This is a genomic window from Vibrio sp. J383, from assembly GCF_023503985.1.
Taxonomy (GTDB): Bacteria; Pseudomonadota; Gammaproteobacteria; order Enterobacterales; family Vibrionaceae; genus Vibrio; species Vibrio splendidus.
Genome location: NZ_CP097293.1, coordinates 12988 through 38349, shown reverse-complemented (window position 1 = coordinate 38349; position 25362 = coordinate 12988). Strand labels below are relative to the sequence as shown.

The window sequence follows — 25362 nt, the reverse complement described above, 5'->3', positions numbered from 1 at the left end:
ATTTTTTTACTTCTTAACTGCTTAATTTCTTAATTTCTTAATTGCTTAGCTGCCTAATGTCGCAACCATTACTGCTTTGATGGTGTGCATGCGGTTCTCTGCTTCATCGAACACGATAGAGTATTCAGACTCGACCACTTCATCTGTCACTTCTACGCCATCTTTAAGCTGCGGATATTCAGCAGCAAGCTGTTTGCCTACTGTGGTATCTTCGCCGTGGAAAGCCGGTAGGCAGTGCATGAATTTCACATGTGGGTTGCCTGTTGCCTTGATCATGTCCATATTGACTTGGTAAGGCATCATTAGGTTGATGCGCTCAGCCCATGCTTCTTTCGCTTCGCCCATCGATACCCAAACGTCGGTGTATAGGAAGTCACAACCTTGTACGCCTTCTTGAACATCTTCTGTTAGCGTGATTTTGCCGCCTGTGTGCTCTGCAATTTCACGACATTGAACTAATAGCTCTTCTTGTGGCCAGAATTGTTTTGGAGCAACAAGACGAATGTCCATACCCATTTTCGCTGCACCAACCATTAGAGAGTTGCCCATGTTGTTGCGAGCATCACCTAGGTAAGCAAACTTGATTTCATGCAGTTGTTTACCACGGCCGTATTCCGTCATAGTTAGGAAGTCAGCCAGGATTTGAGTTGGGTGGAACTCGTCTGTCAGACCATTCCATACCGGAACACCAGCGTATGCGCCTAGCTCTTCAACGATTTCTTGACCGAAGCCACGGTATTCGATGCCATCGTACATACGGCCAAGAACGCGAGCCGTATCTTTCATTGATTCTTTGTGGCCAATTTGAGAACCCGATGGGCCTAAGTAAGAGACGCGAGCACCTTGGTCGAATGCTGCAACTTCGAATGCACAGCGAGTACGAGTTGAGGTTTTCTCAAAGATAAGCGCAATGTTTTTGCCAGTCAGTGTTGGCTGTTCGTAACCGTTGTACTTCGCTTTTTTTAGCTCCATAGAAAGATCTAACAAGTGTTGAATTTCGCGTGGAGTGAAATCTAGTAGTTTTAGGAAGTTACGATTGCGTAGGTTGAAAGCCATGATGTATTCCTTCTTAGATTTAGGCGCTTTCTTGCTACAGGGAAAGAAAATTCAAGAAAGCGCGATTCAATTTTTTAGTTAAATTTGTTTGGTTCTGTTTGGTTCTGTTTGGTTCTGTTTGGTTCTGTTTGGTTCTGTTTGGTTCTGTTTGTTTCGTTTAATTCTGTTTTCGCAAGCTTTAAAATCTCTCAAAGTTTAAGGTTCTCAAGCTTTAAGTTTTTCAAGATGATAAAGCTCGCTAATACGTTAACCTTTGGTGATATTGGTGCCCGCTTGGCCTTGCAGGATTTGCAAACCATCTTCGAGTGCGCCGATACCAACCACTTTGCCGCCTTGTTGAATGAATTCACATGACGCTTCAATTTTTGGCCCCATTGAGCCTGCATCAAATGTGAACTTCGCCAATTCGCTTGGCGTGGTGCTGCGCAGTGCGTGTTGAGTTGGTTTGCCCCAGTCAAGGTACACAGCGTCCGCGTCGGTCAGAATAAGCAGCGCATCCGCATCCAATTGCTTCGCCAAGAAAGCCGCTGACATGTCTTTGTCGATAACCGCTTCAACACCAATTAATTTGCCATTTTCTTTTTTCACTGGGATGCCACCACCACCAGTACAAATCACTAAGTGACCCGCATCGATAAGTTGGGTGATCGCTTCGTGTTCAACAATGCCAGTAGGTCGTGGGCTTGGTACTACGCGACGGAAATGTTGGCCGTCGGGTTTTACGATCCAGTGGAACTTCTCTGCCAATTCACGCGCTTCTGCTTCTTCGTAGATCGGGCCAATCGGTTTGGTTGGATCCGCGAATGCAGGATCGTTTGGATCGACTGTCATTTGCGTCAACATGCATGAGATGTTGCGGTCAGGCAGATAGTTCTTGAACTCTTGCATCAGCATGTAGCCGATCATGCCTTGAGTTTCACTGCCCAATACATCTAGCGGATATGGGTTTACTTTTTTGTATTCCAAACCTTGCAGAGCAAGCAAGCCAACTTGCGGGCCATTACCGTGCACTAACACCACGTTGTACACTTTCGCGATCTCAGAGATGGTTTTAACCGCTGTTTCAATATTGCGGCGTTGAACATCGGCTTCTAATGGCTCACCGCGACGAAGTAGGGCATTACCGCCGAGTGCAACAACAACAGTTTGCTTAGTCATAATTGTGTTCTCTCATTTTGGCCAAGCTGAGAGTATTCAAGATTGTTCAACTTGGCCGTTTTCGTCTTAGTGATTAGATACCATCACGCTCAATTGGGCAGCTCATGCAGCGTGCGCCACCGCGACCACGGCCAAGTTCGTCTCCTGGAATCGGAAGAACCGTGATGCCTGCTTTGTCGTATTTTTCGTTGGTGTAGGTGTTGCCTTCGTAACCAATCACGACACCCGGTTTAACGGTAAGAACGTTGTTTGCGTCGTTCCACTGTTCACGTTCTGCATGGAAGTTGTCACCACCTGTCGTGATTAGGTTTAGCTTGTCCACGCCAAGTGCTTTTTCGATAGCGGTAACGAAGTAGCCTTCTTCTTTCACTTTTACAGCGCCAGATTCATCGCCAGTTAGGTTCCAGCACTGCACATCTTTACTCACCACTTCAGGGTAAACAGAGAACGTATCTTCACGCATGTGAGTCATCACGGTGTCTAAGTGCATGCAAGAGCGGTGTTTTGGTAGCTGCATTGCGATAACTTGTTTCGCTTGGCCGTGTTTGAATAGGCTAGATGCTAAGTGCTCAACACCTTGTGCTGTTGTACGCTCAGACATGCCGATAAGCACCGCGCCACGACCGAGCACAAGAACGTCACCACCTTCAATCGTAGAGTTGTCGTAATTGATTTTTTCTTCATCGCCGAAGTATTTAATGAAGTCTTGGCCTGCGAATGTTGGGTGCCAGCGGTAAATAGCGCGAACGTGGTTTGTTTCACGTTGACGAGCAGGTTTCGCCATTGGGTTGATAGATACACCGCCGTATACCCAGCAAGACGTGTCGCGAGTAAATAGGTGGTTTGGTAGAGGCTCGATAATGAAGTCGGTTGGTGCGTGCATGCCTTGCATCATTGAAGATGATTTCATTGGCATCTCAGCGTAAGACAAACCGCCCGTTAGAATTTTTGCTAGCTCTAGGTTTGGTAAGTCGCCCAAGTAGCAGCGCACATCATTGGCGAATGTTTTACCCAAACGGTAATCAGATACTTGGCAGCTTAGTAGCCAATCTTTCGCTTCTGACACCGCTAGTGTGTCGGCTAGCAAGTCAGTAAGAAGAAGAACCTCAACACCTTGATCTCGTAGCGTTTGAGTAAATGCGTCATGCTCTTTACCTGCACGCTCAACAGCCAGTACGTCATCAAACAGCAAATCGTGACAGTTAGAGGGTGTTAGGTGAGTCAGTGCGCGTCTTGGACGGTGAACTAGAACGCGGCGTAATTGACCTATTTCAGAACCTACATAGAACTTACTCATGATCGTCTCTCTCTTATATATTTGAATTACTTTTATCGCTAAGAGTAATTATTTATTTTCAGTTGAGAAGAATGAATTATTTTATTCATATCTCTTGTCTGGAATTAATATTACGCCTGCTAGTCAGGTATTCTTAGAGATCTATCACAAATCGTTTTTTGTCCCTCAGCCCTTTAAAAATAAGGGTTTTAACAAACTTTATGCACTTTATGTTTTTACTCACCCCTTCTAAAAAACTAGCTATTGGGGAAATTTATGCATGCTTTATTTGTTAACCTGCCTAGAATCTAATTTTTTAGGGATTATATGCAAAGTGGGTTTATTGATAAGAATGAGCTTAGGTTGGAAGTATGCAATGTTAGTATTTATATATTTAATTTTTGATGTGAAATTAATTATTTTTTAACAAAGTAAATGCGAATAAAGCTGTTGCGATCACATTTTATAATGGGGTGTTTTAAGTTCATTTTCTATGAAAATGACTGTTATTTTTTATTTTACAGTAATAAAGGTTATGACTTTAAATATAATTAACGCTAATAAATGACTAAATATTTTCCCAAATATAATGGAGACGAATGGATGGTTATTTATTAGCTTTAACATCAATATTGAAACGTTAATTTAGTCTTTGGTGAAGATGTCATTGGAGCGTTTAAGCTTTGCTACTGAAGTCGGCCATGGAGAGGCTTTAAATGGAGAGTGTGCAGCTTGTGAGGTTGTTTCGGGGCTGGCATTGGATTCGATAGCGATAAACCAAAAAAAAGCCGCTAAGAAAGCGGCTTTGGACGAGAAGGTTTAAGTGAATCGTATATAGGTAAGGTTTGTTTAGATCAGTGCACCAATACTTAGCGCAATAATGCAGAACACCATTAAGATACCGATTAATGGCATTACCCATTTAACCCAACGCACATAAGGGACACGAGCAATAGCCAAGCCACCCATTACTACCGCAGAGGTCGGTGTGATTAAGTTCACCAAGCCTGATGCGGATTGGTAAGCGGTGATAACAAGGTCACGACCAACGCCAGCAAAGTCAGCCAACGGTGCCATGATCGGCATAGTCAGTACCGCTAAACCAGAGGTCGAAGGTACCAAGAATGACAAGAGAATCTCTAAGAAGAACATCACGTTAATAAAGATAACCGAAGAAAGCCCGGTAACCATTTGTTCTGCTGAGAAAAGGATTGTATCAGTGATCATACCGCGGTCCATTACGACCACGATACCACGTGCGATCCCTATGATAAGCGCTACGCCCAGTAGATCTCGAGCACCGTCAATGAAGCTAGTCGTAAACTCTTCCTCACTCATACGAGCCACAATACCGACAATGATTGTCGCGGCTAAGAACATAGCTGAGATCTCTGCCATCCACCAGCCAGCAACCGATACACCGTAAATCATCACAGCGAAAGAGCCACCGAAAATAGTGAGGATTAATTTACGCGTTGTGGTGAAATCAAGTTTTTCGTCGCTCGCGTTGCCAAGGAAATGCGCTTTGTTCTCTTCGTATTTGTCGAACACAATTGATTTTGATGGATCTGCTTGAACCATTCTTGCGTAACGCATGACGTAGGCGACACAGATGATCCAACCAATGACGAGCATGGCAATACGCAACACAATACCGTCAGTAAATGGAATACCAGAGGCGTTGGCGGCGATAACTGTTGCGAATGGGTTAATGGTAGAACCTAGCACCCCAATCCCCGCGCCAAGCAATACGGTTGCAGCTGCAACAAGAGGGTCAAAGCGAGCAGCCATCATGACAGGTACTAGTAGCGTGTAGAATGGCAGTGATTCTTCCGCCATGCCGTAGACAGTACCGCCAGCGGCAAACAATGCCATCAATATCGGTATCATCAACTCTTCTCGCCCCTCTAACCGGGCGGTTACGCGTTCGATACCCGCGTCAATTGCGCCGGTTTTGGTCACTAAGCCTAAGAAGCCACCAATGATTAAGATGAACAACGAAACGTCGATTGCTGCTGCTTCGTAGCTATTGTGGTCGTAGAAGCCGTCAATAGGCGCTAGCAGTACGTCAATCACACCTTGAGGATTACCTTCTACCGCTTGATAGGTTCCGGTAACAGGTACTTCTCGGCCCAGTTCTTCATTCATCGCTCGGTCGTATTGGCCCGCTGGAACAATCCAGGTAAGTAGGGCTACTAACGCGATAAGAATAAATAAAATGGTGTAGGCAGAAGGGAACTTAAAATTGGCAAAGAAGCCACCTTTTTTGTTCTCGGTTGGTATAGTCTGAGTCGTCATGGCTATCTCCTTGCTTCTATCTTAAATAGAATTGATGTTAATCAGCGACTAATAATTTTTAGATCATAAATACAATTAAATTATAAAATTTCAACTCAATACATTTGTCGAATTAAAATTAAAGATCTTTTTATATTTTCAAATCCGAATAGAGTTATATTTAATTTAGCTGCGGTTATTTTATTCCTTACGCAGTTATTTAAGTTAGGTGTTGTTCACAAAAATAACGGACAGTGAGTTAGTCGGAAATTGGCATAAAAACAACAAGGTTTTTTGGTTAGTTAGCTTGGATTAATATTCGAAGAAGAATCAGTAGCGATGAAGGGAAGTCGGGTTGGTAGGCACTCTATATGGTTGGGTAGAATAATCGTGGAATTTTATTCAAACTTTATTTTTATTCAGGTTTAAAAGTTTCTAATGTTAACTTGATACGCATCAAAAAACACATTATGAGTAATATAAAAAAAGGAAGCCGAAGCTTCCTTTTAGACTTTAGAATATCAATGAGAGCTAGATGAATAGACCACCAAATGCAAAGCCTAGAGCAACAGCCGTACTGATAGTCGCCACGCCAGGAATGAAGAATGGGTGGTTAAATACGTATTTACCAATACGAGTAGAGCCTGTGTCATCCATCTCAACCGCTGCCAGTAGCGTAGGGTAAGTTGGAAGAACGAACAGTGCACTTACCGCAGCAAAAGATGCAACAGCCGTTAATGGTGCTACGCCAATTGCTAGTGCTGCAGGCATTAGTGCAACCGTTGTTGCGCCTTGAGAATAAAGTAGCATTGAAGCGAAGAATAATACTAGAGCTAGCATCCATGGGTAGTCAGCCAGTAGAGCGCCCGCTACGTCCTTGATCTCTGCTACGTGTGCATTTACAAATGTAGAACCTAACCAAGCCACACCAAGCACACACACACATGCTGTCATACCAGAGCGGAATGTTGGAGCCGAAGAAATCTTCGCTGCATCAATCTTAGTGAACATCACGATTGCCGCTGCTGCTGCCAGCATCACAGACATGATCGCTTCGTTACGGCCCAGTGCTGGGTTTTCAATTAGGCCAACAGAGCTAGAGATAGCGGCTGCGTAGCAAACAACAAAACCAATCGCCGCAAGGAAGATGTAAGTCGCTTTCTTCGCTGTTGGTAGAATTTCGCGTTTCTCTTCTGTTGCTAGCTTGATTAGACCTTTCTCTAGACGTTCTTGGTAAATAGGATCGTCTTTCAGTTCGCTGCCCATGTAGTTCGCGACAACCGCACCAACCATACAAGCGATGAAGGTTGTTGGAATACAAACCATCAATAGCGTTAGGTAATCGACACCAAAGGGTGCCAGCATCGCTGCGAAAGCCACAACTGCTGCCGAAATAGGCGAAGCTGTGATCGCAATTTGAGAGGCTACAACTGCGATAGACAGTGGGCGAGAAGGACGAACACCTTGGCCTTTTGCTACTTCTGCAATAACAGGCAACGTAGAGAATGCTGTGTGACCAGTACCCGCCATCAGTGTCATTACAAAGGTCACAATCGGCGCGTAAAAGGTGATGCGTTCAGGGTGTTTACGCAAAAAGTTTTCTGCAATTTGTACCAACCAGTCCATACCGCCAGCAACCTGCATTGCTGCAATTGCGGTGATAACCGACATGATGATCAAAATTACATCGACCGGGATAAAAGATTGGCTTGTTGGAACACCAAGAATTAATGAAAGGGCAATAACACCAGCACCACCGGCAAAACCAATACCGATACCGCCAATTCTGGCCCCCAAAAAGATAAAGAGCAGGACGACAAATAGTTCTACTGCAATCATAAGTAACACCTCATTTTAGATTTTATTATGTGAACATTCGCCACTGGAATGTTCACATAATAGTTCTATGGTTTAGGTTTAATTAAGCAAAAACGCAACTAACGGAAATCCACAAGATCAGCAGGGTTAACCGTATTGGAGCCTAAAAAAGGCTCCGTTTGGAGCCCTTTCTCGCTACCGTTATTCGTAGCGTTTAGCTTTATACTGAGGATGCATCAGATTTTCAACAGAGAAAATGTCATCAAGTTCTTCTTCGCTCAATAAACCGCGCTCTAGAACTACATCACGAACACTCTTACCTGTTTCAGCACAAATCTTACCTACAATGTCACCCTCGTGGTGGCCAATGTATGGGTTTAGATAAGTAACGATACCGATAGAGTTAAATACGTGAGATTCACATACTTCTTTGTTTACAGTAATGCCGTCTACACACTTGTCGCGTAGGTTTACACATGCGTTTGTCAGGATGTCTAAAGACTCAAACATGCTTTGTGCGATGACGGGTTCCATTACGTTCAGTTGAAGTTGACCGCCTTCTGCTGCGAAAGAAACCGTGTTGTCGTTACCTAGAACTTTAAAGCAAACTTGGTTTACTACTTCAGGTACAACTGGGTTTACTTTAGCAGGCATGATTGAAGAACCTGCTTGCAGTTCCGGTAGGTTTAGCTCGTTGAAGCCAGTACGTGGACCTGAAGAAAGAAGACGTAAGTCGTTACAGATCTTAGACAGTTTAACGGCTAGACGTTTAAGTGCGCCGTGCGTCATTACGTATGCGCCACAGTCAGACGTTGCTTCGATTAAATCTTCAGCCGCTACACACTCTAAGCCAGTTACTTCTGCTAGGTGCTTAACTGCTAGGCCTTGGTAACCGGGTGCTGCGTTCAGACCAGTACCGATAGCTGTTGCGCCTAGGTTAACTTCAAGTAGAAGCTTTGAAGTGTATTCTAGGTTTTTGATTTCTTCATTGATGGTTACAGCCCAAGCGTGGAACTCTTGGCCAACCGTCATAGGCACAGCATCTTGAAGTTGAGTACGACCCATCTTCAAAATTGTGTTGAATTCTTGGCTCTTAAGCTCAAATGCACCTTTTAGGTATTCGATAGCATCGATCAGTTTACGAACGCTGTTGTAAACAGAGATACGGAAGCCAGTTGGGTAAGCACAGTTTGTAGATTGGCTGCGGTTTACATGGTCATTTGGGTTGATGAACTCGTATTGGCCTTTTTCTTTGCCCATAAGCTCAAGTGCCACGTTCGCAACGACTTCGTTCGCGTTCATGTTTACAGAAGTACCAGCACCACCTTGGAATACATCCGATGGGAACTGATCCATGCACTTGCCAGTGTCTAGAATGAGGTCACAAGCTTCGATGATGTATTTAGCCACTTCGCTTGGAATTACACCTAACTCTTTGTTTGCTAAAGCCGCTGCTTTCTTTGTCATCACCATACCGCGAACGAATTCAGGTACATCTGAGATCGTTACATTTGAGATGTTGAAGTTTTCAACTGCGCGTAGAGTGTGGATGCCGTAGTAAGCATCAGCCGGAACATGACGTTGACCTAATAGATCTTCTTCGAGACGAGTAGCTTGAGGAGCTTCAACTTGAGCTTCTGATTGAGTAGCCATAACAGGATCCTTAGAGAATTATTCTGATTATATAGTTAGTTATTAGCCTATTCTGTGTGCAAATACTCCGTTCGCTAGAATATTGGGCTGATAAATCCGTCCTGACTTATGTGGCACATGATACTGTACTTAGCGCATAAAAATATTAAGTTGATCACCTTTTTCGTTTTTGTTTCGTCAATATTTAGCAAACTTATTCCGGGTCAATAAACACGCTTATTTACAGGATAAATTTGAGATTGGTAGGGCTTTCAGCGTAAACTGGACGTAACAAAGGAGGGCGTGTGTTTCCTATCTTATTATTACTCTTTATCTTCGTACCCATCATTGAGATTGGGCTATTTATTCAAGTTGGTGGCTTCTTAGGATTGTGGCCAACTATCGCGTTGGTTCTGATCACTGCATTTGTGGGTGCATCGCTGGTTCGTAGCCAAGGCATTCAGACACTTATGTCTGTTCAAGGTCGGTTGCAACAAGGCGAAATGCCAGCACAACAGATTCTTGAAGGCGTGATGCTTGCGGTTGCAGGCGTATTGCTGCTGACTCCGGGTTTTATGACGGACGCACTCGGTATGTTGATATTGTTACCAGCACCAAGAGCGATGATTGCCAAGAAAATGATGGAAAAAATGGTGGTGACCAATATGTCTGGTGGTTTCCATGCGGGTGGACAAGCTGGTTTTGGCCAGAGCCCATTTGGACAAGACCCATTCAATTCAGGCCCATCTGACCAATCAAAAGACGGCAACACCTTTGAGGGTGAGTTTGAGAAGAAAGACGACGACAACGATCGTAATCGCTTAAATTAATGGTTTGTCTCTTTATATAGAGAGACAAACAGAAAAGGCTCTTACCGTTATCCTTCGCAAGAAAGTGATAATGGTAAGAGCCTTTTTTATTGCGTGTCGCCGACGGTTACTTACTGTTACTTAATGTTTATTATTGATAACAGATAAGCTTGAGCGTTCGGTTATACCGCGCCTTCAAATCCCATTTGTCGCCACGCTTCGAACGCAATAATGGCAACTGCGTTAGACAGGTTCAAGCTGCGTGCTTCTGGCATCATTGGAATACGAATACGTTGCTCCATTGGCATACTTTCGATGAACTCAGCAGGCAGACCGCGAGACTCAGGGCCAAACATCAGTACATCACCTTGTTGGAATTTCGCATCAACGTGGTGGCCTGTGGTCTTGGTCGTACAAGCAAAAATACGGTAGTCACCCTCACGTTCATTGTCTAGATACTCAAGGAAGGCTTCTAGATTCTTGTGACGCTTAACTCGTGCGAGGTCGTGATAATCTAAACCCGCACGACGAACCTTCTTCTCTTCGAAATCAAAACCAAGCGGCTCGATAAGGTGCAGGTTTGCGCCGCAGTTAGCTGATAGGCGGATGATGTTACCCGTATTGGGCGCGATTTCTGGTTCGTATAGAGCGATATCAAACATGTTGGTTCACAAGAATAATCAAAGATAGCCAGAGTATACGGTGGCAAGCTGAGTGAGTACAGTTCGCCACCCTCAGCTTACGCTTGGTTCGCTAGTGCCTGCGCGTAGTTTTCAGATACCGCATTCCAATTCACTACGTTCCACCATGCATTGATGTAATTAGGACGACGGTTTTGGTAGCTGATGTAGTAGGCGTGTTCCCAAACATCGAGTGCAAGAATAGGCTCGCCATTACTGGCAACGGTATCCATCCACGGATTGTCTTGATTTGAGGTCGAGATGATCTTCAGTTGTCCTTCTTCAACCACTAGCCAAGCGAAGCCTGAACCAAAGGTATTGATTGCCGCCTGAGCGAACTGATCTTGGAATGTCTCGAAATCTCCGAAAGTACTTTTGATAGCTTCGCCAAGCTCGCCCGTGGGTTCACCCCCACCGTCTTGCGACATGCAGTTCCAATACAAGATGTGATTGTAGTAACCGCCACCATTGTTACGAACCGCTGGGCTGTGCTGAGAAATGTTAGCGAAGATCTCGGTCAGAGACTGTTGCTCTAGCTCGCTGCCAGAAACAGCCGCAACAAACTTATCGTAGTAGGTTCTATGGTGCTTGCTGTAATGCACTTCCATCGTCTTAGCATCAATGTAAGGTTCTAGGGCGTCGTAAGCGTAGGGTAAAGCAGGGAAAGTGTGTGACATGGTAAATCCTCCTTAATTAGAGGATTTACCATAATGATAATAACAATCATTATCAACTGTGATCTTTGTGGGGGTATTATACCGGCAAGATTGGCAGGGTGATTTCGAGTTGTAATCCACCGAGCTGGCTACGGCTTGCAGTGATGGTTCCGCTGTGTTGGCGAATCGCACTTTCTGTAATGGTGAGGCCAAGCCCAGTGCCACCTGAATTACGATCGCGTGCCGTTGAAACGCGGTAGAAAGGTCTGAAGATAGAATCCAGTTCATCCTCCGGTACACCATCACCGTTGTCATTGACGCAAATCGTCAGCTGATCTTGGACAACATGGAATTGCACATCCACTTGGTCTTTGCCGTAGTAGATAGCATTGCGCGTAATATTGTCTAAGGCACTCATCAGCAGCTTAGGATTACCCGAAATAGAACGCTCTGGGATCTCTGAAAACGTCAGTAATTTACCCATCTGTTCAGCTTCAAACTCTGCATCTTTTAAGATCTCCTCCCATAAGCTCGAGATAGGTTGAACCTCACGAGTAATGTGGCTGTCGACCTGCATACGAGATAGCGTCAGTAGCTCACTGATCATTTGTTCCAAACGCTGCGCTTCGGTATCAATACGTTCTAATTCTTGGCTCTCACCTTGCTTACGAATTGCCAGTGCATTAGCCATGCGTAGACGAGTCAATGGCGAGCGCAGTTCGTGTGAGATATCAGAAAGTAGGCGCTGTTGCCCCGAAATCATCTGGTTTACCGCTTCCACCATTTGGTTAAAGCTTTCACCCGCTTGTCTGAATTCTGAGGTGCCTTTTTCGAGCTGAGGGTCGACCTCAAATTGACCTTTTGCTACGCGTTGCGCTGCGCGCTCTAGCCTACGTGCGGGTTGGCTCAATGCCCAAGCTAGCCATAGCAATAGCGGGGTACTTGCTAGCATTACCGCAAGCAACAGTTGTAAAGGTCTATCAAACAGTCGTAGCAAAAATGGCGGTGGTTGGTTCCATTTTACTCCGGCATACATCAGTAATTCTTCACCAGCGAGTGTGATAGGTACTGGCCCTGCCACCATGTAGTGTCCGTATAGTTTCTGTTTTGGTACTTCAGGGTTATCAATCGAGGTAACAAAGTTGCGAATCGCCTTAAGCTTATAGTCCGAATGTCTTTTTGACGTAAGGACAGCACCTTCTAGGTCGGTTAAATAGATGCGAGCACGAGAATCCTTGCGGCTACGTGGTGCCTCAAGTTGGAACACAATTTTGCCTAGATTAGGTTCTTTGGCGTAGCGTTTCTCTGTAATTTTAGCGATACGCTCGAGTTTATCTAGGTGATCTGCGGGCACATCTCGCGCCACTCGAGGGTCTAAATGGGGAAGTGACAGCACCGACAAAAGCACCAGTAACATGGTGAACCAAAAGATAGCAAAGATACGTCCATATAAGCTGGTGATTTTAGGTATACGCATTAATCTTCCTCTACCAATAAGTAGCCACGGCCTCGTAAGGTTTTGATGCGAGACTTACCGTCAGTACGTTCTGGAATCTTCTTGCGTAGATTGGAGATGTGCATGTCTATCGCACGGTCAAACGCCGCCAGCCTTTTGCCTAAAACATCCAAGCTCAGTGCTTCCTTGGTGATCACTTGTCCTGGGTTTTGGATGAGATGGCTCAGTAAAGCGAATTCTGTGGTGGTGAGATCGATAATCTGTCCATTACAGTAAGCCTCTTGCTTGCCAGGGAATACTTCGATGTCTTGGTATTGAATGATGTCGCTGGCTGATTTAGGCGCGGTGTTAGTCTGTGTTCTACGCAAGATGGCACGAATACGAGCGAGCAGTTCTCGGTCACTGAACGGCTTTGGCAAGTAATCATCTGCGCCAAGTTCAAGGCCAATAACACGGTCGATCTCTTCGCCTTTGGCAGTCAGCATCAATACTGGTGTTTCCCAGTTTTCTCTCAGCTTCTTAAGGGTTTCCATACCGTTAAGGCGCGGCATCATCACATCCAAAAGAATCAGATCAATCTCATCATTGATAGCGTCAAGCCCCGCATAGCCATCATTGGCTTCGGAAACAGTGAAGCCCTCAAAGCTCAGGATGTCTTTAAGTAAGCTGGTTAGTTCTGTGTCGTCATCAATAAGAAGAATGTTCGCCATTGGGAAGCCTTAATCGGTTATCTACTATTTACAGGTTAATAATACTGCTAATTATTCGTCAACTTTCACTCTTTACGATTCTTTACGCTTTCTAAACGTCACTTTACGAGGGAAAGACTAATCTATATCTAAGCGCTGAGAAACAGACGCAATACATGACTTATTATACCGAATCGAGGCAACAATTATGAAAATGACTAAGAAACTTGTACTAGTAGCTGCGGCACTTCCACTTATGTTAGGTACAGCGAGTGCGTTTGCATACGGCGGCGGTGATAAAGGTGATCACAAAGGTATGCACGGTAAGTGTGGTGGCTTCGATAAGAAAGTGATGCGCCAACTAGACCTGACGGATGCTCAAAAAACAGAACTAAAAGAGATGCGCGAAGCGAACCGCGCTGAGATGAAAGCAAAACACTCAGGCAACAAAGCAGATAAAATGGCGCAAATGAAAGCGCATCACGAGAAAGTTCAAGATCTAGTTCTAGCTGATACTTTTGATGAAGCTGCAGCAAACGACCTAGCAAGCCAAATGGTTGAGAAGCAAACAGAGCGTCGCGTAGCAATGCTTAAGAAGCAACACCAAATGATGAGCGTACTAACGCCTGAGCAAAAGACTCAGCTGAAAGAAATCCAACAAGAGCGCATGGCGAAGTGTGCTGACAAAATGGAAAAACGCATGAACAAAGACAAGTAATTCATGGCTTGAGAAAGCTGAATTGATTGAAAGCGTTTAGAAAGAAGCGGCCTAGTGCCGCTTTTTTGATCTTTAAAAATGAATGTATTACATCATGGCTGTCATATTCAATCGGTTGTTTGCGGGTTATACTTTGTGCTATCAGTCACTTTATAGCCAATTTATGAAACAAGAATACGCACGTTTAGTTACGCTCGCCGCTTGGGCTGCCACCATCATTGCCTCCATATTATTGGTTGTGAAGGTTGCTGCGTGGTGGGTGACAGGTTCAGTCAGTTTATTAGCTTCTGTGGTTGATTCGCTGTTGGATATCGCCGCTTCTGTCGTCAACCTAGTGGTGGTTCGCTACTCTCTTCAGCCTGCCGATAAAGAACATACCTTTGGTCATGGTAAGGCAGAATCTCTTGCTGCATTAGCACAAGCGATGTTTATTTCCGGTTCCGCTTGTTTCCTTATTCTTAATGGTATTGAGCGTTTCTTCCGACCGCATGAGCTGAACTCTCCTGAAATTGGTATTTATGTCAGCTTGTTCGCGATCGTAATGACCTTTGGTTTGGTTCGATTCCAAAAACATGTTGTCAGCAAAACGGGCAGCCAAGCGATAGCCGCCGATTCACTGCATTATCAATCAGACCTTTATATGAATGCAGCGATCATGCTCGCGTTAGCACTGAGCTGGTTTGGCATTGGTCAAGCGGACTCGGTATTCGCGATTGGTATCGGTATCTACATTCTTTACAGTGCCTACCAAATGGCAACAGAAGCCATTCAATCTTTGCTTGATAGAAAGCTGCCAGATGAAGAATTAAAACAGATAAAAGAGACATCGCTGAGTGTGGAAGGTGTGCTTGGTGTGCATCAACTAAGAACGCGTCGTTCAGGGCCTGTTCGGTTCATTCAATTGCATTTAGAACTCGAAGATAATATCCCACTTATTGAAGCGCACCGCATTTCTGACGAAGTAGAAGACAAGCTTATCTCCGTTTTCCCTGATGCTGATGTATTAATTCATCAAGACCCGTATTCGGTCGTATTTGGACCCGAGAAGCAGCAGAAATTTCACTCATGGTAAGCGGGCTAAAAAAGGGTTGGCAAATGGTAAGTAGGTGGCTTTTGAACTAAAGTGAGTAAAAATTACTAATTCTTCGGTGATTCAAAAACCACCTTAGTAACAATTAATGTTGATTCTGATGTGAATCAACAAAGTTACTGAGTAAAACTGTAATACTCTTACAGAAGTAGAAATGTTACATAATTTTACGCGATTTAAGTGCTATTCCTGTTGAGGAAATGTAACATAACGCACAAATATAGATTTAAAATCTTGTTGATATACAATCAGCAAGAATAAGAATTGAATAATAGATTCCCAAAAATCGAGGGTGAGCATGATTAAGAAGATCGGTGTTTTGACCAGTGGTGGTGACGCTCCAGGCATGAACGCAGCAGTTCGTGGTGTAGTTCGTACTGCGCTATCAGTTGGCATTGAAGTTTACGGCATTTTCGATGGCTACCAAGGCCTTGTTGAAGACCGTATCGAAAAGCTTGACCGTTCAAGCGTATCTGACGTGATCAACCGTGGTGGTACTTTCTTAGGTTCTGCACGTTTCCCTGAGTTCAAAGACGTTGCGGTTCGTGAGAAAGGCATCGAGAACCTTAAGAAGCACGGTATCGAAGCACTCGTTGTTATCGGTGGGGACGGTTCTTACATGGGTGCTAAGAAACTGACTGAGATGGGTTACCCATGTATCGGTCTTCCAGGCACAATCGATAACGATATCGCGGGTACTGACTACACAATCGGCTACCTAACAGCGCTTAACACTGTTATTGATTCAATCGACCGTCTACGTGACACGTCTTCTTCTCACCAACGTATTTCTATTGTTGAAATCATGGGCCGTCACTGTGGTGACCTTACGCTTATGTCAGCAATCGCGGGTGGTTGTGAGTACATCATCACACCTGAGACTGGCCTAGATAAAGATCAGCTTATCAGCAATATCCAAGATGGTATTGCGAAAGGTAAGAAGCACGCAATCATCGCTCTAACTGAGTTAATGATGGATGCGAATGAACTAGCGAAAGAAATCGAAGCTTCAACAGGTCGTGAAACTCGTGCAACGGTTCTTGGTCACATCCAACGTGGTGGTCGCCCGACTGCATTTGACCGTGTACTGGCTTCTCGCATGGGTAACTACGCTGTTCACCTTCTTCAAGAAGGCCACGGTGGTCGTTGTGTTGGTATCGAGAAAGAAGCACTTGTTCACCACGACATCATCGACTGTATCGAGAACATGCAGAACCCAGACCGTTCTGAGTTGTTCCGCGTTGCAGAAGAGTTGTTCTAAGCCACGTTTAGCGTTCGCTTAAAAGTATTAAGAACCGCTGATTTATCAGCGGTTTTTTTGTGCCTGTTGTTCTTTGGATTCATTGTGAAATCCCCTCCTAGCCTCCCCTTAAGTCAGGTTCACAGATACCTTTAGCTTTCTTTGGAAAGGGGAGGAACAGTTCCGTATTTTTTGGAACATATACCGACTACAACAAATTTTAGCTATTAATGTAAGTTTTCCAAATAGCGATTCATTGAACACTTTATGGTTTCAGTTAGCCTAGAAATCTAAGTGCACAAAGAAAGTTCTCCCCCTTTATCTTAGATCGGCAGGGTAATCGAGAATGTTGAAATAAGGGGGAGTTAGAGGGGGATATGTACATAGAAGTTTATTTGGGAATTGAATTCATGATCTTTACCAAAACTTCTTCAAGATTCTGATTAACCTCATTATTGGTAAAGCGAAGCACCTTGATTCCAATTTTGTTTAAGTCTCGTGTGCGCTGGTGATCGTAAGCCTGAGCTTGTTCTGTAAAGTGGCTATTACCATCGATCTCAATAGCCAGTTTTAGTTCACAGCAGAAGAAATCCACGACGTACTTTCCGATGCTATGTTGTCTGCGAAACTTAATACCAAGCTGCTTGTTCCGTATATAAAACCATAGCTTGCGTTCTGGTTGAGGCATGTTGTTTCTGAGATGTTTTCGAAATGTGTTTAGATGAGCTTGTGTATAAATTTTCATAACGCAGTCCAATAAACCGGAATGTTATTAAGTTACAAAGAGCTCAGTACAAAAAAGAGGTTGGGGGTGGTGGTTTTCGAGCGAGATCAAAAAAGGCCAACCTAAGTTGACCTTTTATTTAATCTAAACCGTGAAGTTTAAATTAAGCTTTTGCTTCAGCTGCTGCTTTAGCGATAGCTGCGAAGCTTTTCGCGTCTAGAGCTGCGCCGCCAACTAGAGCACCGTCGATGTCTGGTTGTGCGAAGTAAGCTGCTGCGTTTTCTGGCTTAACAGAACCGCCGTATTGGATAACAACTTTCTTAGCAACGTCTTCAGATTTCTCTGCGATGTGTGCACGGATTTGAGCGTGGATGCGTTGTGCATCTTCAGCTGTAGCTGCTTTACCAGTACCGATAGCCCAGATTGGTTCGTAAGCGATGATAGCGCCTTCAAGAGCTTCAACACCTTGAGTGTTGATAACAGCGTCAAGTTGACGAGCACATACAGCAACAGTTTCGCCTGCTTCGTTTTGTGCATCAGACTCACCGATACAAAGAACTGGAGTTAGGCCGTTCTCTTTTAGGAATGCGAATTTCTTAGCAACGAATTCGTCAGACTCAGCGTGGTATTCACGACGCTCAGAGTGACCGATGATGATGTGAGATGCGCCGAACTCTTTAAGCATTGCTGGAGACATGTCGCCAGTGAATGCACCGCTGTTGTTTAGGTCAGAGTTTTGAGCACCTAGGATGATCGCGCTGCCCGCTTCAGTAAGCGTACGCTCAGCAAGATCAACGAAAAGTGCTGGTGGAGCAACTGCTACGTCTACGCCTGTTACGCCTTCAAGTTCAGCGTTAAGACCGTTTAGTAGATCAACAACCATTTCTTTGCTGCCGTTTAGTTTCCAGTTACCCATAACTACAGGATGACGCATAGGAATATCTCCAAAGTATTTAAATAAATCGAATGTAAAAAAGTAAACTTTATTACGAAATAATATAACAGAATAATATCAACAGATCATGACTGTGGTCATGACTTTCTTGGATCTTACTCAATGGTCAGAGTAGATTTTGAGCATATATCAGTGATCCGGCAGACAGAATAATAGCTAACTTCTCGGATTTTTCATCGTTAGTTGCTATTAAGGGACAAACGATTGCGTTAACAATAGGAAGTAATAATGCCGAATCTAGTTCTAGAGTACTCAAATTCAGTGGATGAGCGAGTGAATATCCAAGGTTTACTGGAAGACCTTCATCAAGTTACATTAAACTGTGGTTTGTTTGATGTACCTTCTGTGAAGTCTCGTTCACTGCGCTGTCATAACTGGCTGGTCGGTGATGAAGAGGACAATGTGGATTTTGTTCATATTAGCTTCGAGTTACTTTCAGGGCGTACCGAAGAACAGAAAAGAGAATTGTCGCGTTTGTTGATGCAAACCTTACAAGAACAGGCAAGCCATATCCGCAGCCTAACGGTCAACATAAGGGATATGGATAAAAGTTGCTTTCAGAAAGTGATTAACTAGCTAAAAATAATCAACGAACTGAAAGTGATTAACTGACTATTTGCTGCTAACTTTTTGGTAGCGTATTAATTTTTTGAGTATTTAAGATGTCGATGAAAGATTTACTGCTCTCTTTCAAAGGGAGAATTGGTCGTAAGACTTACTGGATTTGGAATATTTTCTACTATATCGCGATTACTGGTTTTGCCACCGGTATCTCGGTTTTGTTCCCAGCATACTCCTATCTCCTGTTACCAATCTTCCTTCTATTACTTGTTATTCCAGATCTTGCTGTTACCGCTAAGCGCTGGCATGACCGCAACAAGTCTAACTACTGGCTATTGCTGAATGTACCGCTTGTACTCGGGCGACTTGCATCACCTATGGCTGCGACTACGACAGAGCCAGTATCGCCTATTCACATGGTGGCAACGGTTGCTGCACTAGTGTGTGGTTTGTGGATCTTGGTAGAATGCGGTTTGATGAAAGGCACTGAAGGCCGTAATGATTACGGTGAAGATCCCGTTTAAAGATTGGATGATTCATCAGTAAAAAGGGAGCATTGCGCTCCCTTTTTTGTTCTAAGGCATTTTGTTTTTAATGCGTTTTTTTTACTAATACATTTTAGCTTTCAGTACATTTTTGGTTCTGTATTGGGTCTAAAAGGCACGACATTTTCAGGCAGAGATTCTTCAAAATCGCAGCGGCCTTTGAGTGCATCTTGGAATTTACAGACCTGACAGCGCAGCTCTTGCATCAGAACAACATTAGCGTGATGTGGATTCTTGCAGCGGCTGACGACTAAATCGATATGACTTTGTTGAGCGCGAAGCCTGTTTTGCATGGTCTCTGAGGCTGAGCAAATCATCTGTTCGCACATCTCGTGTTTGAATTGATCGAATGCTTTCGGATCGCTTTTCGCGAGTTGGACCAGTTCATCAAAAGGGGGCAGTTTTTGATTGGGCTGTGGATGTGCCATGATTCCTTCCTTAGCATTAAGCATGTTTCATATGCTTTAAGCTTAAGAAAGAAATTTGTACAAAATTTAATCTATTGGTATTTTCTCAATATTGAGACAGGATCAGTAACTTGGCGTTAGGGTATAAGTACAACGACGCTCGCCAGTAATGATGTGTTCAGTGCGGCTCACATGACATTCATCTTTGAGTAATTCTTTGAAAACATTGAGCTCAGATTGGCACAGGCTAGGGCAGCGAGTCGCAGCCTTGCAGATAGGGCAGTGGTTCTCGATCAAGATGTAGTGATCGTCATGCTCTTGAAGTTCAGCCATGTAGCCTTCGTCTTCACGCAGCTGGGTGAGTTTTTTAAGCTTGCTGATCAGCGAGTCACAATCAGACAGCGCGGTTTGATATTGCTTAAGGGTGTGTTGTTCACGCTCGGCCGCAACCTTAGCTAACCCCTCTTTACCAAACAGATTCTCGACAGCATCGATCACTTGAATGGTGAGCTCACCGTGTCGATCTGAAAATTGACCATGGCCTTGTTGAGTCAGGGACCAGTGGCGAGTCGGGCGACCCACTTTTACTTTAACATCATGAAACGCAAGAATACCGTCATCTTCCAAACTTTGTAGGTGCTGTCTGGCACCCATTGTCGTCATGCCAAATTCTTCTGACAGTTGTTTCGCGGTTACCGCGCCTTGACGCTTAATGGTCTGTAAGATTTTGTCGCTTGTTTTCATACTATCTCTACCTAATGAACCTTACTATTATGAGGCAAGGTGTTTATAAAGCAAACCATTTACTATGGCGTAGGTGAAATGCACAGGTTATTGATGGCCAATAAAACAAAAGGCTGATACTTGGTATCAGCCTTCGCGTGTTCTGTTGAACCTAGTTTAGGTTTACAGGATGTGACCAATCACTTCTGGGTCTTTACGTTCTAGATAGTGAATAGACTTGATGCGACGAATTGTACGGCAGCGACCACGGATAAGCAGTGTTTCTGTAGTTGCGATATTGCCTGTACGAGTGATGCCTTCTAGTAGGTCACCCTTAGTAATACCGGTTGCAGAGAATACAACGTTGTCGCTACGAGCCATGTCTTCCATCTTCAACACGATACCCGCCGTTACGCCCATTTCAGCACAACGCTCTAGTTCAAGCTCACCGTGCTTGCGGTTCTCTTCTGTATCGCCTTTTACTTCATGACGAGGAAGCAGACGAGCGTGCATGTCGCCGTCGAGTGCGCGAATAACCGCAGCCGAAACCACGCCTTCAGGCGCGCCGCCGATGCAGTACATTACGTCGACTTCGCTGTCTGGCATACACGTGAGGATAGAAGCTGCAACATCACCGTCTGGCACTGCGAATACACGAACACCCATTGCTTGCATGTCGGCAATCACTTGATCATGACGTGGCTTAGCCAGTGTGGTTACTACCAGTGTATCGAGTGTTTTACCTAGTGCTTTCGCAATGTTTTCTAGGTTTTCTGTCAGTGGCAGTTCTAGGTCAATCACGCCTTTTGCGCCAGGACCAACAACCAATTTTTCCATGTACATGTCAGGTGCTTTTAGGAAGCTACCTTTTTCGCCTGCAGCCAATACAGCCAATGCATTTGATTGCCCCATTGCTGTCATGCGTGTCCCTTCAATTGGGTCAACGGCGATATCTACTGCATCACCGCCAATACCGACGTTTTCGCCGATGTATAGCATAGGTGCATCATCGATTTCACCTTCGCCGATAACGATCTCGCCGCTAATTTCGGTTTTGTTCAGTAGGCTACGCATTACTTCTACAGCAGCGCCATCTGCAGCGTTTTTATCGCCGCGGCCAAGCCACTTGTAACCAGCTAGTGCTGCACCTTCAGTGACACGAGAGAATGACATTGCTAAATCGCGTTTCATGCGGACTCCAAAATTTTCAAAAGGGGAATAGAAATTTCGCGGCGAATTTTATCATATCCCAAAGGAAACGTTTGCCTTTTTGTTTTTTAGGGATTGCTCTTGATCAATTTGCGGGTGAAAACAGGTAATATTCATCAAAATAATCAGTCTGTTGTCGCGGTAGTAATAATTCACGTCAATATTCGGTAAAAAGCGCTGTTTTTTTCATCGAATGGCGCAAAATATCGAATATATTGAGTGTTTATCCTTGCTCTGCTGAGTAGAATGGGGAAATAAGTGGAGTAGACCTTCACCATCAAACGGATAACTTAAAGGTAGGCCAGAATGTCTTTTGAAGTACTAGAGCAGCTAGAAGCAAAAATTCAAACAGCAGTAGATACAATTGCACTTCTTCAAATGGAAGTGGAAGAGCTTAAAGAAGAGAAACAAGCACTAGCAACAGAAGCTGGTGAGCTTAAAGAAAGCCGTCACGAGCTAGAGCAAAAAACTCAGCAAATGCAGGAAGAGCATTCAGCGTGGCAAGATCGCATCCGTAACCTTCTTGGTAAAATGGATGACGTAGAGTAATTGACTCTTCAGATTTAAAAAAACGCCCGCTACTGAGTAGCGGGCGTTTTTGTTTGTATTCTTATGCTTCGTGTTCTTATGGTTTGTTTTATTATTTGAAGCTGAGTGAGAGTTACTCGATCTCTTCTTCTTCAACATCCAGATCAAGTTCTACATCTAGAGGCTCTGCCGAAAGAATAATACCGGTGTTGTCTGCGTAGAGGTAATCTTCCGGTAAGAAGGTCACGCTGCCAAAGTTGACCGGTACGTCCAATTCGCCGACACCTTCTTGGCTCGCACCAACAGGGATAGAAGCCAAAGCCTGAATACCAATGTTCATGTCTTCTAGCTCATCGACTTCACGAACACAGCCGTAAACCACAATACCTTCCCACTCATTGTCTTCGGCAAGTAGGGCAATCTCAGCATCGATCAGCGCTTTGCGTAGTGAGCCGCCACCATCGATTAACAACACACGTCCCAGACCATCTTGCTCTAATACGGAGCGAATCAAAGCATTGTCTTCAAAACACTTTAATGTCGTGATCTGTCCTGCGAAGGATGCACGTCCACCGAAGTTGCTGAACATGGGCTCCACGACATCAACTTGATCCAAATATATGTCGCACAGTGCTGAAGTGTTGTATTCCATTAGTATACCTTTTGAACAATGAGCTTACTTTGAGTATATCGGTGCTTGATCCCTTTGCAATGATTAGTCTCATTTAACTCAATAGAGTTTGAGCTACGACAACCCCTGCAAACAATAGGTTAGTGACCAGTGAGCATTTCACAATCACTGGCATCATTGGTGCAATCTGCGCTGGTTTTTCGGTTTCCCAAACGGCCTTGCCATGTTTGTAAACAATAACAATGCTCAATAAAAACGGCAGGCTGATCCAGACCGGTTTTTCTTGAATCAGTAGGTAGATAGCGAAAGAAGCAAGGGCGAGACCAAGCAGTGCAAAATGATAGTGCTTGGCTTTGCGTTGCCCTAGGCGAACCGCCATGGTGCGCTTACCACATTCGCTGTCGTTCTCTATATCACGCATGTTGTTGATGTTGAGTACTGCAACCGCCATTAATCCACAGCCTAGCGCTGGAAGGAATAGGCTTGGTTCTACATGACCTGTATGTAAGAAGTATGTGCCTGAAACGCCTAACAAACCGAAGAAGATAAATACCGATAAGTCGCCAAGGCCAATATAACCATAAGGTTTATTGCCCACGGTGTAAGCGATGGCAGCCATTATGGCTAATACGCCTAACGCGATGAAAGATAAGATGCTTTCAATCGAGGTTAAGGCATGAAAAATAAGAATCAGCCCAGCGAGCATGGTAAACACGATGTTGAGGATGATGGCTTGCTTCATAGTTTTCGCGGTCACCGCGCCGGATTGCATTGCGCGTGTTGGCCCCAGACGGTTTTCGTTGTCTGTGCCTTTTACTGCGTCACCATAGTCATTGGCTAGGTTCGATAAAATTTGTAATAAGGTGGCAGTTAAAAAAGCCAGTAGGGCTATTGATAGAGAAAACTGACCGCCGGCGAACGCTAAACTACTTCCTGTAAGAATAGAGACGAGTGCGAGAGGCAGAGTTTTTGGTCGTGCGGCATCAAGCCAAATCAGTAGAGATTGTTTCATCGTAGGTCTATTTCTTTGTAAGTCTTCGTTTCAAACTGTGATTTGAGTATACGCCCATTTTTCGGGTAATAAAAAGCCCACTCGAAAGTGGGCCTTGAATTCGCTTATTAGCTGCTATTTCTTTGAGATAGAGCAATAAGTTGGAGTTTTGTGTGCTACAGGATGAAGCGACTTAGGTCTTCGTCTTCCACGAGCTCGCCAAGCTTAGATATTACATAAGCTTCATCAATCAGCAATTTACTGCCTGCTCGGTCTGTTGCGTCAAATGAGATTTCATCCATTAGGCGCTCCATGACTGTGTGTAGACGACGCGCACCGATGTTTTCAGTGGTTTCGTTCACACGCCATGCTGCGTCTGCAATCTGGTTGATGCCATCTTCAGTGAACTCAATGCCGACATCTTCTGTTTTCATCAGGGCAATGTACTGCTCGGTCAGTGATGCCTTTGGCTCAGTAAGAATACGTTTGAAGTCATGTGCTGATAGTGCTTCAAGTTCTACGCGGATTGGCAGACGACCTTGCAGTTCAGGGATCAGATCTGATGGCTTAGCCACTTGGAATGCACCTGATGTGATAAACAAGATGTGGTCAGTTTTAACCATGCCGTGCTTCGTTGATACTGTGCTGCCTTCGATTAGAGGCAGTAGGTCGCGCTGAACACCTTCGCGAGATACGTCTGGGCCTGAGCTGTCGCCACGCTTACAGATTTTGTCGATCTCATCGATGAATACGATGCCGTTGTTTTCAGCGTTGAAGATCGCGCTCTCTTTTAGCTCTTCTTGGTTCACAAGCTTCGCAGCTTCTTCTTCCGTCAGTGCTTTGAATGCATCTTTGATTTTCATCTTACGCTTTTTCTTGGTGTCGCCCGCTAGGTTTTGGAACATGCCTTGCAGCTGGTTGGTCATCTCTTCCATACCTGGAGGTGACATGATTTCAACGCCCATTTGCGGTGCGGCTACATCGACTTCGATCTCTTTGTCGTCTAGCTTACCTTCACGCAGTTTCTTGCGGAAAATCTGACGAGTGTTTGAAGAGGTGGTGTCTTCAGTTGATTGCTCGTTCTGACCCCAAGCATCACGTGCTGGTGGTAGAAGGGCATCAAGAATGCGTTCTTCAGCTTGTTCTTCAGCGCGGTACTGTACTTTTTCCATCGCTTGTTGATGTGTCATCTTGATCGCAACGTCCGTTAGATCACGGATGATGGTCTCAACTTCTTTACCAACGTAGCCCACTTCGGTGAACTTAGTTGCTTCTACCTTGATGAACGGCGCATTAGCGAGTTTCGCTAGACGGCGAGCAATTTCAGTTTTACCCACACCCGTTGGGCCAATCATCAGGATGTTTTTTGGCGAAACTTCAACACGCAGGCTTTCTTCAAGCTGCATACGACGCCAGCGGTTACGTAGAGCGATAGCCACTGAACGCTTAGCGTTGTCTTGGCCGATAATGTGGCGATTGAGTTCGTGAACAATTTCGCGAGGAGTCATTTCAGACATGGTTTTTCCTTAATTC

The 25362-nt window shown here is 44.6% G+C and carries 25 protein-coding genes; 7 read left to right on the top strand and 18 right to left on the bottom strand.

From position 1 onward, the window contains the following. Positions 1–45: 45 nt before the first annotated feature. The 6 genes from M4S28_RS00195 to aspA form a co-directional block, all read right to left on the bottom strand. Positions 46–1056 carry an ornithine carbamoyltransferase gene (locus M4S28_RS00195; protein ID WP_249632118.1) on the bottom strand — a complete coding sequence of 337 codons (1011 nt, stop codon included), beginning with the start codon at positions 1054–1056 and terminating at the stop codon, positions 46–48. Positions 1057–1302: 246 nt separating this feature from the next. Next, the gene (arcC, locus tag M4S28_RS00190) at positions 1303–2214 is read right to left on the bottom strand and encodes a carbamate kinase (RefSeq protein WP_076675505.1); all 912 of its coding nucleotides are present in this window, start codon (positions 2212–2214) and stop codon (positions 1303–1305) included. A gap of 73 nt (positions 2215–2287) precedes the next feature. Beyond that, a complete protein-coding gene (gene arcA / locus M4S28_RS00185; protein ID WP_237291027.1) occupies positions 2288–3511 on the bottom strand; it encodes an arginine deiminase in 1224 nt (407 codons plus the stop codon). An 828-nt stretch (positions 3512–4339) separates the two neighbouring features. After that, on the bottom strand, positions 4340–5788 hold the full coding sequence (locus M4S28_RS00180; RefSeq protein ID WP_249632117.1) for a YfcC family protein: 1449 nt from the start codon (positions 5786–5788) through the stop codon (positions 4340–4342). A 510-nt stretch (positions 5789–6298) separates the two neighbouring features. Further along, positions 6299–7606 (bottom strand): anaerobic C4-dicarboxylate transporter, encoded by a 1308-nt coding sequence (locus tag M4S28_RS00175; RefSeq protein ID WP_004729714.1) that lies wholly within the window; start codon positions 7604–7606, stop codon positions 6299–6301. A 180-nt stretch (positions 7607–7786) separates the two neighbouring features. Next, a complete protein-coding gene (gene aspA / locus M4S28_RS00170) occupies positions 7787–9238 on the bottom strand; it encodes an aspartate ammonia-lyase (protein ID WP_004729713.1) in 1452 nt (483 codons plus the stop codon). Positions 9239–9522: 284 nt separating this feature from the next. Here aspA and M4S28_RS00165 point away from each other — a divergent pair, with 284 nt between their 5' ends. Further along, positions 9523–10047 (top strand): FxsA family protein, encoded by a 525-nt coding sequence (locus tag M4S28_RS00165; RefSeq protein ID WP_249632116.1) that lies wholly within the window; start codon positions 9523–9525, stop codon positions 10045–10047. A 161-nt stretch (positions 10048–10208) separates the two neighbouring features. Here M4S28_RS00165 and M4S28_RS00160 read toward each other — a convergent pair whose 3' ends face one another. The 4 genes from M4S28_RS00160 to M4S28_RS00145 form a co-directional block, all read right to left on the bottom strand. Then, positions 10209–10688 (bottom strand): tRNA (cytidine(34)-2'-O)-methyltransferase, encoded by a 480-nt coding sequence (locus M4S28_RS00160; protein ID WP_249632115.1) that lies wholly within the window; start codon positions 10686–10688, stop codon positions 10209–10211. Between the two features lie 77 nt (positions 10689–10765). After that, the gene (locus M4S28_RS00155; RefSeq protein ID WP_249632114.1) at positions 10766–11383 is read right to left on the bottom strand and encodes a superoxide dismutase; all 618 of its coding nucleotides are present in this window, start codon (positions 11381–11383) and stop codon (positions 10766–10768) included. 76 nt (positions 11384–11459) lie between these two features. Beyond that, entirely contained in the window at positions 11460–12839 is a 1380-nt protein-coding gene (cpxA, locus tag M4S28_RS00150) for an envelope stress sensor histidine kinase CpxA (protein ID WP_004729709.1), read from the bottom strand. After that, positions 12839–13528, bottom strand: a complete 690-nt coding sequence (locus M4S28_RS00145; RefSeq protein ID WP_017077587.1) for a response regulator — start codon at positions 13526–13528, stop codon at positions 12839–12841. The genes cpxA and M4S28_RS00145 overlap by 1 nt, the downstream gene beginning before the upstream one ends. Before the next feature lie 187 nt (positions 13529–13715). On the opposite strand from M4S28_RS00145, the gene M4S28_RS00140 reads away from it, so the two are divergent. From M4S28_RS00140 to pfkA, 3 genes are all read left to right on the top strand, one after another. Continuing rightward, entirely contained in the window at positions 13716–14225 is a 510-nt protein-coding gene (locus tag M4S28_RS00140) for a CpxP family protein (protein ID WP_017077588.1), read from the top strand. Between the two features lie 163 nt (positions 14226–14388). Then, entirely contained in the window at positions 14389–15297 is a 909-nt protein-coding gene (fieF, locus tag M4S28_RS00135; RefSeq protein ID WP_026012358.1) for a CDF family cation-efflux transporter FieF, read from the top strand. 316 nt (positions 15298–15613) lie between these two features. Continuing rightward, on the top strand, positions 15614–16576 hold the full coding sequence (gene pfkA / locus M4S28_RS00130) for a 6-phosphofructokinase (protein ID WP_249632113.1): 963 nt from the start codon (positions 15614–15616) through the stop codon (positions 16574–16576). Positions 16577–16946: 370 nt separating this feature from the next. On the opposite strand, the gene M4S28_RS00125 is transcribed toward pfkA, so the two are convergent. Further along, a complete protein-coding gene (locus M4S28_RS00125; RefSeq protein WP_017077591.1) occupies positions 16947–17300 on the bottom strand; it encodes an endonuclease domain-containing protein in 354 nt (117 codons plus the stop codon). 142 nt (positions 17301–17442) lie between these two features. Further along, entirely contained in the window at positions 17443–18213 is a 771-nt protein-coding gene (gene tpiA, locus M4S28_RS00120; RefSeq protein WP_004729704.1) for a triose-phosphate isomerase, read from the bottom strand. 249 nt (positions 18214–18462) lie between these two features. Between tpiA and M4S28_RS00115 the strand changes: the two genes are divergently transcribed. Together M4S28_RS00115 and M4S28_RS00110 are read left to right on the top strand one after the other, a co-directional pair. Next, on the top strand, positions 18463–18810 hold the full coding sequence (locus tag M4S28_RS00115) for a 5-carboxymethyl-2-hydroxymuconate Delta-isomerase (protein WP_004729703.1): 348 nt from the start codon (positions 18463–18465) through the stop codon (positions 18808–18810). A gap of 86 nt (positions 18811–18896) precedes the next feature. Then, positions 18897–19319 (top strand): DUF805 domain-containing protein, encoded by a 423-nt coding sequence (locus M4S28_RS00110; RefSeq protein WP_004729700.1) that lies wholly within the window; start codon positions 18897–18899, stop codon positions 19317–19319. Positions 19320–19420: 101 nt separating this feature from the next. Here M4S28_RS00110 and M4S28_RS00105 read toward each other — a convergent pair whose 3' ends face one another. The 3 genes from M4S28_RS00105 to glpX all read right to left on the bottom strand — a co-directional run bounded on the left by M4S28_RS00105 (position 19421) and on the right by glpX (position 21661). Next, positions 19421–19768 carry a DUF3135 domain-containing protein gene (locus M4S28_RS00105; RefSeq protein ID WP_017077594.1) on the bottom strand — a complete coding sequence of 116 codons (348 nt, stop codon included), beginning with the start codon at positions 19766–19768 and terminating at the stop codon, positions 19421–19423. A 102-nt stretch (positions 19769–19870) separates the two neighbouring features. Continuing rightward, on the bottom strand, positions 19871–20491 hold the full coding sequence (locus tag M4S28_RS00100) for a helix-turn-helix transcriptional regulator (protein WP_004729698.1): 621 nt from the start codon (positions 20489–20491) through the stop codon (positions 19871–19873). 162 nt (positions 20492–20653) lie between these two features. Continuing rightward, entirely contained in the window at positions 20654–21661 is a 1008-nt protein-coding gene (gene glpX, locus M4S28_RS00095; protein ID WP_004729697.1) for a class II fructose-bisphosphatase, read from the bottom strand. Between the two features lie 324 nt (positions 21662–21985). On the opposite strand from glpX, the gene zapB reads away from it, so the two are divergent. Beyond that, positions 21986–22228, top strand: a complete 243-nt coding sequence (zapB, locus tag M4S28_RS00090; protein WP_004729696.1) for a cell division protein ZapB — start codon at positions 21986–21988, stop codon at positions 22226–22228. 112 nt (positions 22229–22340) lie between these two features. Here the strand turns inward: zapB and rraA are convergent, their stop codons facing one another. From rraA to hslU, 3 genes are all read right to left on the bottom strand, one after another. Further along, complete coding sequence (gene rraA, locus M4S28_RS00085) at positions 22341–22859, bottom strand: ribonuclease E activity regulator RraA (RefSeq protein WP_004729695.1); 519 nt, start codon at positions 22857–22859, stop codon at positions 22341–22343. A gap of 73 nt (positions 22860–22932) precedes the next feature. Beyond that, entirely contained in the window at positions 22933–23850 is a 918-nt protein-coding gene (locus tag M4S28_RS00080; protein WP_017080187.1) for a 1,4-dihydroxy-2-naphthoate polyprenyltransferase, read from the bottom strand. A gap of 155 nt (positions 23851–24005) precedes the next feature. Beyond that, positions 24006–25346 carry an ATP-dependent protease ATPase subunit HslU gene (hslU, locus tag M4S28_RS00075; protein ID WP_017077598.1) on the bottom strand — a complete coding sequence of 447 codons (1341 nt, stop codon included), beginning with the start codon at positions 25344–25346 and terminating at the stop codon, positions 24006–24008. Positions 25347–25362 lie beyond the last annotated feature (16 nt).